The organism is Bacillus sp. EB600 (assembly GCF_024494385.1).
GTDB lineage: Bacteria > Bacillota > Bacilli > Bacillales > Cytobacillaceae > JAEVLT01.
The window spans coordinates 232,762-243,481 of sequence record NZ_JAEVLT010000005.1 but is presented as its reverse complement, the minus strand read 5'-3'; the positions used below and the strand labels follow the sequence as shown (position 1 = coordinate 243,481).

Sequence of the window (10,720 nt, the reverse complement as noted above, 5' to 3'; positions counted from 1 at the left end):
TTAAGGCCGTCTTTCAGCTTTCCCTCATGTGAGAAAAAGGATTATCCGGTATTAGCCTCGGTTTCCCGAAGTTATCCCAGTCTTACAGGCAGGTTGCCCACGTGTTACTCACCCGTCCGCCGCTAATCTTTAGAAGCAAGCTTCCATAGATCCGCTCGACTTGCATGTATTAGGCACGCCGCCAGCGTTCGTCCTGAGCCAGGATCAAACTCTCCAATAAGATGAGACTTCCATCACGGGGCGTTGTTTCCCCGTGATGGTTAGTCGAATCAATCAGGTATTTACGGGCAGTTTATCCGCAAGGATATTACTGCCTGTTAATACGGGATAAAGAGTATGAGTTAGCTCATAAATGTTACGTTGGCTAGTGAAGACTTGCTTCACTATGTTTTTTTATTGTTGACGTTTTTGTTTGTTTAGTTTTCAAAGAACAATCATCTTTTCGACATAAGCTATCTTACCACAGTATTTCGTTACTGTCAACTTCCACGAAAACACTTTTTAAAAAAACAAGTCCTATTAAACTACCTTAATAAATCGAAAAATTTCCTTACCAATCTTATCATGATAGCTCAACCTTTTTTCTTTTTCAAAATGTTCTCTTGAACAGCTTTTATATCTTATAATTTTTTATTCTATTCGTCAACCACTTTTTTTAAAACATTAATCTCCCCCCGCTTACTACGTTTAAGCGGGGGGATTTGGTGTACAAACAATTCTTTTTCTAGGCTGCTTCATTTTACCTTCAGGCTGATCCAGTTATTACCAAAAGCCAAGTTTTTTGGCTCCAAAGGTTAACTCTTCGCGAAATTGGGGATGGGCGATGTCGATTAAGGCCTTCGTTCGTTGTGTAATACTTTTTCCTCTTAGTTCAGCAACACCATATTCCGTGACAATGCGATCCACATCATTTTTGGAGGTTGTAACGACTGATCCAGGCGACAGGCAAGGACGAATTCTTGAGATCGTCCCTTCTCTTGCGGTTGAATGCAAACAAATAAATCCTTTTCCATTTTTTGCAAAACGTGCCCCCCGGGCAAAGTCAGCCTGCCCCCCGCTTGAACTATAATATTTTCCGCCAACGGTTTCCGAAGCACATTGTCCAAAAAAATCAACCTCTGTCGTCGCATTAATCGAAATCATTTGGTCCTCTTTTGCAATTTCACGTGGGTCGTTCACCACATTGACTGGAAGAAATTCTACACCTGTATTCTCGTGGATAAAATCATATAAGCGTTTGGTTCCCAATGCAAATGTGGCGACTATTTTCCCTGGATATGTCTTTTTCTCAATTCCATTTACAATCCCTGCTTCTACTAGATCAATCACTCCGTCAGATAGCAATTCTGTATGTATTCCCAGATTTTTATGGCTCCCTAACAAACTGATAACCGCATTTGGTATTGCCCCAATACCGGATTGTATCGTCGCTCCGTCCCCGATTTGCTCCGTAATAAATGACGCAATACGCCGGTCTGTTTCCGTGATTGGGGGCGGTTGTACCTCACGTAAAGGATAATCAACATGAATATACCCCTCGATTTGACTAATATGAATTTGATTTCCTCCAAAGGTGCGCGGCATCTGTTGATTGACTTCTAAAAAAAAAGGAACTTTACCAATAAATGAGGCAACATAATCCGCCTGGGTACCTAACGAAAAGTACCCATGTTCATCGATCGGAGCTGCACAAGCTAACACGAGTGAAGTTTTCGTTGACTCACTCAAAATCCGCGAAACTTCATGAAAATGATTGGGGACCAGTTCACACTGTCCTTTTAAAAAGGCCTGTCTGGATGCAGCACTTAAAAAATACGCAACATATGAAAGCGAAGGCTTCAATTTTCCTTGAATGTACGATCTTTCTCTTAACGCATGCATTTGATGAATTTTGATATTTTGATAGCGGGCCGCATTTTCCTCAAGGACGTCCATTAATACCTTCGGTTCTCCATTGGCAAGCGGGAGAATCAGATCATCTCCATCTTTTATGAAGGTTAATACCTCTTCCGCCAGTTTCTTTTTCATGCTTAACCATTGTTTAAATGAATTCTCCATCCTATTTCCCCTTCCTGCTTATTTCTTCATGACGACCGCTTCCCCATCTACCACCATTTCCTGACGCTGATTCAATACTTGTGTCTTTAACTTGATGATTTTCTTATCATCCCTTTTTTCCACTACCTCTACCGTTGCCTTAACCGTATCCCCAATTTTGACCGGTGCTGTAAACTTAAAGTTTTGGGACAAATAGATGGAGTTCGGCCCAGGAAGCTTCATTCCAAGAACAGTCGAAATAAAACTTCCTGTTAACAGACCATGCGCAATTCTTTCCTCAAAAAATGTCTTTTTCGCAAACTCATTATCAATATGCATCGGATTAAAATCACCAGTCAATCCAGCAAATTGATAAATATCAAAATCTGTTATGGTTTTGGAGAAAACAGCCATATCCCCTATTTGAATATCCTCATACATTAATTCTTTTTGCATTAACAAGCATCTCCCTTTCTTTTTCCTACAGTTCTTTATAAATATTTATCGACCTAACTCTGAGTTTACAAAATGACAAAAAGTCAAACTTTTCAAAAAACTCACGAGACCTCATAATCATTAAAAAAGGATTTCAGCGGACAACACACTAGAATCATAGATTGATGTTACTACTACCGATCTTAATGAGAATATAAATAGAAATAATGTCTACAATGAACAAAATTTGAATTTACCCTATCCGAACCTTGTTTTCCCTTCTATTATACATGATTATTTCTGGATAATGGTGATAAAGTTGTTAATATCTGGTTTGCTATTACTATCTTTAATGTGGCATTTCAAATTCGGTAAAATAATTGGAAGAACGGCTTAAGATTATCGAGGTGGCTTTACGAAAAAGTAACGCAAACGGTATCATGGGACCAAGCGGAAAAAGAAATGCATTGTCAACAGAAAGAATTGATCCAGTTTAGAATGTTTAGGGTTTTAAAAACCGCTCCACACAGTCATTTTGCGGTGATAAATTTATACACTATACAGTCACATTTTGGAACAAGAAGTCCATCTGGAATAAGAAATGAATAAAGCATTCAAGGAAATGTCCTTGAATGCTTGTATACTGAACTTATTTAGAGTGAATTTCCTGTACTCGTCCAATCTGTCCATCAGTTAACCGGACTTTGATACCGTGGGGATGGGTGCTCGATTTAGTGAGAATATCTTTTACGATACCTCTCGTAAGCTTTCCCGTTTTTTGATCAGCTTTTAAAACAATATCAACAGTAAGACCAGGTAATACATCTTTCCGGTTTTGCCCGTTCATTAGACACCCATCTTTCTGCGGGTATTGCTTGGTTTTTTCGTTTGCTGGCTTTTCAATTTTTTTGTTGAAAGGTTGGCAGTTGCTTTACCTTTACTAGCGGAGATCTGGTTCTTTTTGTTTTCAAGCTGCTGCTTCATTGCTTCTTGCAGGCTGATTTTCTTTTTTTGTTCTTCGGGTTGATTATTCTCAGTCATAGGAAATCCCTCCTTTTAATATGATCGTTATTCCAGTATAATCTATTTTCGATTATTTGTGAAAGAACAACGAAAACAAATATTTGAAGGGAAATTATGTTTTTTCTACATTTTTGCACTTCATTAAAGGAATCGGTTATGACTTTGTCACCCTTTTTGATTTATTGAGCTGTTTAGCCACCATCAACCATTAAAGAACTTCCCGTTACAAATTCATTTTCAAAAAGGAGGGAAATCGTATGAGCAACCTCCAGCTTTACCAAGTTTGCCAATGGATGTCTGGCAACCAAACCATCGAAGAATTCTCATAATGCCTTCTTCTTAACCATTGCTATCTCAAATACTTGTTTTCCAATTTTGATGATCATTTAATAATGAAAACCGGACATGGTGATTTTTGTACAACATTATGGCTGACACTGCCAAGGAACAATTCCTTAAGTCCACTTAATCCACGGCTTCCCATCACAACTAGGTCCGCATCATTCTGCTTCACAAACTCAACAATCATTTCAGCAGGGGTTCCCTCTAAAACGAATGTACTTACCCTATTTGGAAGATGATCTTTTACATACTTCTCTGCCTCATTGAGGTTTTTCTTTGCTTCTTTAATCTGAGCCTCAACCTCGTCCTCGACATTAAAAGCAACGTAGTAGGAAGAAGGCATTGTTACATGAACAACAGTGATAATATCCAGTTCAATTACTATGTCTTGCTTGGCCAGATTGATTACCGTTTCCAAGGCTTTTTTGCTTAATGGAGAATGATCATATGGAATCACTATTCTTGAGAAGATCGTTAACATAAAAACCACCATCCTAGTGAAATATTCTGTTCTCACTTTAATTATATGTTGTAAATTTGGATGGTGGTTATTTGATTGTTAATATTTGGTTAACGTTTGGCTTTTTATGACATTTCATTGTTACTAAATTAATTAAGCGGTTTTCCGATTTCCCAGTGGAATCCAAACGGATCGATGAGATGTCCTATTCTCCAGCCGTGTTCCTCGCTTACAGCAGAAACTTCAGCTGCACCTGCTGAGAGAGCTTGTTGGAATACCAAGTCTGGGTTTTCAACCGTGAGAATCATCCGGACGGATCCTTGAATTGCTGACTCGAAGGTAGAGTCAAGGTCTTCTTGAATCCAAAAGTCTGCCTCTTTTATCGTTAGATGAACGACAACTGGCTTTCCAGTTTCGTCTTCAAGACGATAAACCTCATCCGCACCGAAAGCAGCCATATAAAAAACTAAAACTTTCTCTACATTTCTCACCGAAAGCCATGGAGCGATAGTAGTTTTTCTCATCATAAGTTCCTTTCTTAAACAAAATAAATAGTATCACGAATTCAAAACAAGATGAAAATTGGTATTTTCCTCCATTATGTTTCCCCATTTTACAAGTGAAAACAAAACTCTGTCCCTAGAAGGAATGGAGAAAAAGGGTTCATTCCACCATAACTTTACCGTTATAATCGACTGATCCTTTACTATGATCCGACCAAATGCACAAATTGTCCCTAAGAACACATCTACCACCCTCGTCCGGCACCGCCTCCTCCTGATGACCCACCACCGCCACCACGGGAACCGCCACTGCCGCCACCTCCTCCTCCGCCTCCTCGGAAGAACATGAAGAGAAGAAGACGTGTTAAAGTGCCTCCAAAAAATATAAAATCAACCACCACTAAAACAGCAATACCAAGGAAAATTAGCCATGTGGGAATTCCTACACCTTTATCTTGGGTAGTTTTCTTTCCAACGTCTCCCTTACCATATTCGGCTAAGACTTCTTTTGTTAGTGCTTTATAGGTTTCAACTACAGCTCGATTCGGCTGCTGTTTTTTTAAATAGGGAGTAGCAGATTCATCAAGAATCCGGCCCGCTTTTCCATCTGGAATTCTACCTTCGAGCCCATATCCTACTTCAATCCTTACTTTGCGTTCTTTCATTGCTAAAACGAGCAGGACACCGTTGTTTTCTTTCTTGTTTCCGATTCCATACTGCCGAAACGCTTCATTTGCAAATTGGTCTATCGTTTTGTTCCCTATTGTCGGGACCGTTAACACAGCTACTTGGGCAGTGGTTTGATCTTCAATGCTTCTGCCTAAATTGATGAGTTCTGTTTTTTCCGCTTCATTTAAGATATGAGCAAAATCCTGAACATAAATGTCGCCAGAAGGAGTTGGAATTGGGACATTCTCAGCAAGTACATTTGCTGCACACAGAAAAAAGGTGAAAAGCACCAAAAGAAAGCTGAAGACTCTTTTTGGTTTCATGGTCATTTGCCCCCAAAGTCAACCTTTGGCGCTTCCTGGGCTTTCGGATCCGCTTGAAAATACTCTTTTTGCTCAAATCCAGAAAGTCTAGCTACAATGGCTCCTGGAAAGCTCTTTACTTTTTTGTTATAAATCGCTACCTGATCGTTGTAATCTTTTCTGGCTACGGCAATTCTATTTTCCGTTCCAGCCAGTTCATCCATTAATTGTGTAAACTGCCTGTCGGCTTTAAGATTCGGATAATTTTCAACAACAACGAGCAAACGGCTCAATGCATTGGATAATTCCGTGTTAGCAGTTGCCTCTTGTTGAGGAGTTTTGGCACCGGCAAGCCTTGCCCGCGCATCTGAGATCGAGGCAATGACCTCTTTTTCATGGGAAGCATATCCTTTTACCGTATTAACTAAGTTTGGAATTAAATCCAGTCTTCTTTGCAGCTGATTTTCGATTTGCGCATGGGATTGATTCACATTTTCTTCTAAACTAACAAAATTGTTATAACTGGACATCAACGTTAGACCAATAACAACAAGCATGGCTATAACAATTCCGATCCCCCAAAGTGATTTTTTCAAAATATACGCACTCCTTTCTCATCAATAGTATATAACATTAAAGGAATTACTTTCCATTAAACAATGTTATAACTACTTTCTTTTCTTGGACTTTCATGAGATGTGGATTCATTCCTTTCATAAAGTAAAAGGTGGTATTTTCCATTTTAACCCAATTTCACGAAATGAGGTTGTATCCTTCTTGACTTCGTAAAAGCTGGATAAATAATTTTGATGTCTTTATTTGAAATTCTGTAAGATGGAGTAACAAAAAAGACAACCTCCCGGGTTGTCCTTTTTGTGCCTAGTAACAGTTGAGTGATGGCCCATCCATACGACACCCACTAAGCTTTTTCCTGGATTTGTTCACGAATTTTTTCTAACTCTTCTAGGGATAGGTCACTTAGAGATTTTTTTATTTCATCTTCAACTCTTTTACGGTCTTTTTCCCTATATTCTTCCCACCATTTTCGTAAACCTTCTGTGTGATCAAGTAAATATTCAATATCAATTTCTACTATCTGGTCATCGGATATATATCTCATAACCTCACCAAGCATTTGGTTAAGATGAGCTTTTTCATCTTCATCACCATTTTTTTTATTAAGTAAATGATCAATTTTCGTTTCTTTTTCAATGTTCTCATCGTTTGCTGAATCATTTCGACGTGGCATTTTTTCCTCCCTCTGTTAATGAATGTTTTTCTCCTAATTTATTTGTCTTTGGCATCGGTTTAAAATAAGTTATTTGCTGAGCATTGCATTGTAGTACACCCCATAGACTTCGTCCTTTTTTATTTTATTCAAATGGAAAGTTATTCATCCACAGAGTCAACTAAAAAGACAAAGCCGTCTGAGCAGCCTGGTTTTTTTCTTTTTAGCATAGTCACTGATTCTTTCATTCGGTTATTTCTTTTAAAACTGTTTCCTTTGAAGGGATTAAAAAACTAAATATAATTGTAATAATGCTCAAAAATAGAGCAAAAAGAAAAACGTTTTTTATGCCAATTACTAGGGAAGCAGCATGATTAATTAATAAGCCCATTACTGTAACACCAATGGAAGTACCGATGTTTCTTAAGAACATTTGCAGTGATGTAGATATTCCTTTGATATCAGGCTCTGCAAGTTCCTGAGAAGCGATTGTTCCAATTGCAAACAGCAAACCAAATGAAAATCCTTGGACAAGTAAAATGGAAAATAACCCAATGTATGATAAATCATCAATGAACAAATATAACAGCAAACCGGATAGAGTGGTTATAAAGCTTCCTATGATAAACAGATTTTTAAATCCAAAATTAATAATCCATCTTCCAGATGGAGTACTTCCAAACATCCAGCCTACTGCAATACTTAAAAGAATAAGTCCACTTTTATATATGCTCATATGACTTCCCTGTTGTAAGTACAATGGAATAAAATTAGACGTTCCGAAAAAGGAACCACTGTAAAGAAGCATAAATAGATTTACAATTAGGATCCCTTTATTTTTAAACAATGAAACAGGCAAGAAAGGTTCCTCTACCTTACGTTCAACGAGACCAAATATGATCAATCCAACTACTCCAAAGATTAAGTACCACATCGCATTTCTAACATTTGTTGATAATAGTAGTAGTGCAATTGCAATTCCAAAAATGACAAAACCCTTGTAGTCAATTAAATTCTTTTTGAATTCTAACTTTTCCTTATAAGGAACCAAGCAAAGAACTGTTGCAATTCCAATCGGAATATTGATAAAGAAAATCCATCTCCATGTTAATGTCTCTACAAAAAAGGATCCCAGGACGGGTCCGACGATGGAGGATATGGCCCAAATACTGCTAAAAACAGCTTGGATTTTCCCACGTTTTTCGATCGTAAATAAATCTCCGACTATAATCATTGATAGCGTAAGCATCCCACCTGCCCCAAGACCTTGCACTCCTCTATAAATAACAAGCATAACCATAGAATTGGCGCTGCCGGCTAAAATTGAGCCCAATGTAAAAAATGCTACCGCAATCATTAATAGCTTTTTTCTACCATACATATCTGATAATTTCCCATAAAGTGGTACAGTTATCGTGCTAGCCAACATATAGACAACAAAGATCCATGCAAATAAATGCATTCCGCCTAGTTGATTTGCAATGGTTGGACTTGCTGTTTGCATTATATTGGAATCAAGCGCTGAAATAAGGGTAGTGATAACAAGACCCCAAAATACATATTGATTTTTCTCCATATTTTCCTCCTGAATTTAAAACACCCATGATTTAGCCATTTATTATGACAACACAATTTTTTAACATTTTTTTATTTTATTTGTCATTATAATCTTTGTTAATAGTGGATTCATATTCTATTATATAAATGAATCTGTTCATATTCAAAAAATGGTAAAGCAAACTTTTTAAGGTTGGTGTGTGTGTAATGGCAAATAGCATTGTAGTAGTCGTCAAAGGAGTAGTTTTATATAAAGGGCTGGTATTAATTGTCCAACGGGCACAGAGCGAAAAAATAGGTAAAGGCACATGGGAATGTGTGGGTGGAAAAATAGAATTTGGAGAAGAATTAGAATCTGCACTTAAACGAGAAATAAAAGAAGAATCTGGACTAAATGTAAAGGTTGAGAAAATCTTGTACGCCTCCACCTTTACCTCTAATCCTTCCAGGCAATTCGTAGTTCTTACCTACTTATGTAGAAGTGACGACAATACTGTGTCTCTTTCAAAAGAACATATGGACTATTGTTGGGTAACCAAGGACCAATTGCGATTATTATTGGCTCCAAATATTATCCGTGATTTTGAGAAAAATCATGTGTTCTCCTTGGTGGAATGGCAGTGAAATAATTACTATTCACCAAGGATCTCCCAATGATTTTAGGCACATCCACTGCTTCATCACGTTTTATTAATTGATTAAAGTGTTTTTCCTTATACTACTTCTTTTACGTTTAAAGCCGTAAACTTGCTCTTTTGTATATATATAAGCCGAATTGATAAACAGATCCCTGTAACGAGGAGACCAATCGTCAATCCAAACCAATATCCTGTTGCACCAAGGTTCATGAAATTAGCTAAAAGGTATCCGGCCGGAAGACAAATGATCCAATAAGCAAACAGGGTCATAATAAAGGCAATATTCACATCCTTGTAGCCTCTTAATGCCGATTGTACGGTCACTTGGATAGCATCGAAAATATGAAAAAATAGTGCATAAATCAAAAAGTGAGCTATTAATCGAATCACAGCGGGTTCATTGGAATAGAAGGCAGAAACTTCATCTCGAAATAAAACAACCAACCCACCAAACACAATAGCAATTAAAACTGCCAGTGAAACTCCTAGCCAGCTATATATTTTTGCATCGCTATACCTTTTTGCCCCAACTTCAAATCCAACTAAAACAGTCAGGGCTATCCCCATACTGAATGGAATCATATAAATGAAGGAAACAAAATTTAATGCTGCTTGAAAAGCAGCAATCGTTGTAACTGAATATTTTGCAATTAATATCGTTACAACGGCAAACATGCTCGTTTCAAAAAAAGTCGAAAGCCCCATAGGAACGCCAATTTTTAAAATCTCGATAAAATGTTTCATTGAAAATACTTTAAATATGGATAAAGATGTATAAGCAGTATACGGTTTAAAACTTTTTATTACATACAACGTAAAGCCTACAAAAAACCATTCTGTCAGGGAAGCAGCATATCCAGCACCTGCACCACCTAGCTCAGGGAATCCCCATTTTCCAAATATCAACACATAATTTAAAAATAAGTTAATTGGCAGAGATATAAGTAAGATGACCATTACGACTCGAGTTTTTCCTAATCCATAAATAAACGAGCGTAAAACATTAAAAAGAAATAATGGGAAAATTCCGTAAGCCAGGCCTACCAAATAATCATGAGCTGTTTGCTGGACAGGTGAAGATAGATTCATTTTATCTAGAAGTGGGTTCAATAAGAAATATCCAAGGATTCCTACAATAAACGAAATGGCTATTGCTAAGTAAACTCCGTGGGCTAAAACAGACGAAATTTCTTTGGTCTTTTTTTCCCCAAATCGTTGAGCAACAATTGGAGAAACAGCCAGTAAAATTCCACTTAATCCTGTAAAAACAGGATTCCATATTGAAGAGCCGATTGCAACTCCTGCTAAATCAACAGAATTGTATTTTCCTGACATTATGGTGTTAAAAAAGACCATTGAAAACATACCTAGTTGGGTAATTAAAATTGGAAGTAACATGATGAAAATGAGTTTTATCTTTTCTTTTAATGTAAAAGTCTGGTACATACAGTGTGCTCCTTAGCAAAATAAATATCACAAAATAATATTATATTCTTTTAAGGAAAAAAATACTTCTTTTTTTATTA

Annotated in this window: 12 protein-coding genes and 1 rRNA gene; 1 reads left to right on the top strand and 12 read right to left on the bottom strand. The window is 37.3% G+C overall.

Annotation, left to right across the window (positions count from 1 at the left end; genetic code table 11):
- The 11 genes from JN080_RS08410 to JN080_RS08360 all read right to left on the bottom strand — a co-directional run.
- A 16S ribosomal RNA gene (locus JN080_RS08410) occupies positions 1–220 on the bottom strand; the annotation flags it as partial.
- A 542-nt stretch (positions 221–762) separates the two neighbouring features.
- The gene (locus JN080_RS08405; RefSeq protein WP_375141609.1) at positions 763–2,058 is read right to left on the bottom strand and encodes an acetyl-CoA hydrolase/transferase family protein; all 1,296 of its coding nucleotides are present in this window, start codon (positions 2,056–2,058) and stop codon (positions 763–765) included.
- 18 nt (positions 2,059–2,076) lie between these two features.
- A complete protein-coding gene (locus JN080_RS08400) occupies positions 2,077–2,493 on the bottom strand; it encodes a MaoC family dehydratase (protein WP_256235489.1) in 417 nt (138 codons plus the stop codon).
- A 628-nt stretch (positions 2,494–3,121) separates the two neighbouring features.
- Positions 3,122–3,319 (bottom strand): YwbE family protein, encoded by a 198-nt coding sequence (locus JN080_RS08395; RefSeq protein ID WP_256235488.1) that lies wholly within the window; start codon positions 3,317–3,319, stop codon positions 3,122–3,124.
- The gene (locus JN080_RS08390) at positions 3,319–3,513 is read right to left on the bottom strand and encodes a hypothetical protein (RefSeq protein WP_256235487.1); all 195 of its coding nucleotides are present in this window, start codon (positions 3,511–3,513) and stop codon (positions 3,319–3,321) included. Before JN080_RS08390 ends, JN080_RS08395 begins: the two co-directional genes overlap by 1 nt.
- Before the next feature lie 364 nt (positions 3,514–3,877).
- Positions 3,878–4,318: a universal stress protein gene (locus JN080_RS08385; RefSeq protein ID WP_256235486.1), complete on the bottom strand. Its 441-nt coding sequence runs from the start codon at positions 4,316–4,318 to the stop codon at positions 3,878–3,880.
- Positions 4,319–4,446: 128 nt separating this feature from the next.
- Positions 4,447–4,821: a VOC family protein gene (locus JN080_RS08380; RefSeq protein WP_256235485.1), complete on the bottom strand. Its 375-nt coding sequence runs from the start codon at positions 4,819–4,821 to the stop codon at positions 4,447–4,449.
- 224 nt (positions 4,822–5,045) lie between these two features.
- Positions 5,046–5,792: a TPM domain-containing protein gene (locus JN080_RS08375; protein WP_256235484.1), complete on the bottom strand. Its 747-nt coding sequence runs from the start codon at positions 5,790–5,792 to the stop codon at positions 5,046–5,048.
- 2 nt (positions 5,793–5,794) lie between these two features.
- Positions 5,795–6,328 carry a LemA family protein gene (locus JN080_RS08370; protein ID WP_375141613.1) on the bottom strand — a complete coding sequence of 178 codons (534 nt, stop codon included), beginning with the start codon at positions 6,326–6,328 and terminating at the stop codon, positions 5,795–5,797.
- 362 nt (positions 6,329–6,690) lie between these two features.
- Entirely contained in the window at positions 6,691–7,020 is a 330-nt protein-coding gene (locus tag JN080_RS08365; RefSeq protein WP_256235482.1) for a hypothetical protein, read from the bottom strand.
- Positions 7,021–7,243: 223 nt separating this feature from the next.
- Entirely contained in the window at positions 7,244–8,575 is a 1,332-nt protein-coding gene (locus JN080_RS08360) for an MDR family MFS transporter (protein ID WP_256235481.1), read from the bottom strand.
- 188 nt (positions 8,576–8,763) lie between these two features.
- Between JN080_RS08360 and JN080_RS08355 the strand changes: the two genes are divergently transcribed.
- A complete protein-coding gene (locus JN080_RS08355) occupies positions 8,764–9,180 on the top strand; it encodes an NUDIX hydrolase (protein ID WP_256235480.1) in 417 nt (138 codons plus the stop codon).
- 89 nt (positions 9,181–9,269) lie between these two features.
- Here the strand turns inward: JN080_RS08355 and JN080_RS08350 are convergent, their stop codons facing one another.
- Positions 9,270–10,640: an MATE family efflux transporter gene (locus JN080_RS08350; RefSeq protein WP_256235479.1), complete on the bottom strand. Its 1,371-nt coding sequence runs from the start codon at positions 10,638–10,640 to the stop codon at positions 9,270–9,272.
- Positions 10,641–10,720: the final 80 nt, after the last annotated feature.

Coding starts and splice junctions, on each gene's coding strand:
- JN080_RS08405 (WP_375141609.1), bottom strand. CDS start 2,058: ATGGAGAATTCATTTAAACAATGGTTAAGCATGAAAAAGAAACTGGCG.
- JN080_RS08400 (WP_256235489.1), bottom strand. CDS start 2,493: ATGCAAAAAGAATTAATGTATGAGGATATTCAAATAGGGGATATGGCT.
- JN080_RS08395 (WP_256235488.1), bottom strand. CDS start 3,319: ATGAACGGGCAAAACCGGAAAGATGTATTACCTGGTCTTACTGTTGAT.
- JN080_RS08390 (WP_256235487.1), bottom strand. CDS start 3,513: ATGACTGAGAATAATCAACCCGAAGAACAAAAAAAGAAAATCAGCCTG.
- JN080_RS08385 (WP_256235486.1), bottom strand. CDS start 4,318: ATGTTAACGATCTTCTCAAGAATAGTGATTCCATATGATCATTCTCCA.
- JN080_RS08380 (WP_256235485.1), bottom strand. CDS start 4,821: ATGAGAAAAACTACTATCGCTCCATGGCTTTCGGTGAGAAATGTAGAG.
- JN080_RS08375 (WP_256235484.1), bottom strand. CDS start 5,792: ATGAAACCAAAAAGAGTCTTCAGCTTTCTTTTGGTGCTTTTCACCTTT.
- JN080_RS08370 (WP_375141613.1), bottom strand. CDS start 6,328: ATGCTTGTTGTTATTGGTCTAACGTTGATGTCCAGTTATAACAATTTT.
- JN080_RS08365 (WP_256235482.1), bottom strand. CDS start 7,020: ATGCCACGTCGAAATGATTCAGCAAACGATGAGAACATTGAAAAAGAA.
- JN080_RS08360 (WP_256235481.1), bottom strand. CDS start 8,575: ATGGAGAAAAATCAATATGTATTTTGGGGTCTTGTTATCACTACCCTT.
- JN080_RS08355 (WP_256235480.1), top strand. CDS start 8,764: ATGGCAAATAGCATTGTAGTAGTCGTCAAAGGAGTAGTTTTATATAAA.
- JN080_RS08350 (WP_256235479.1), bottom strand. CDS start 10,640: ATGTACCAGACTTTTACATTAAAAGAAAAGATAAAACTCATTTTCATC.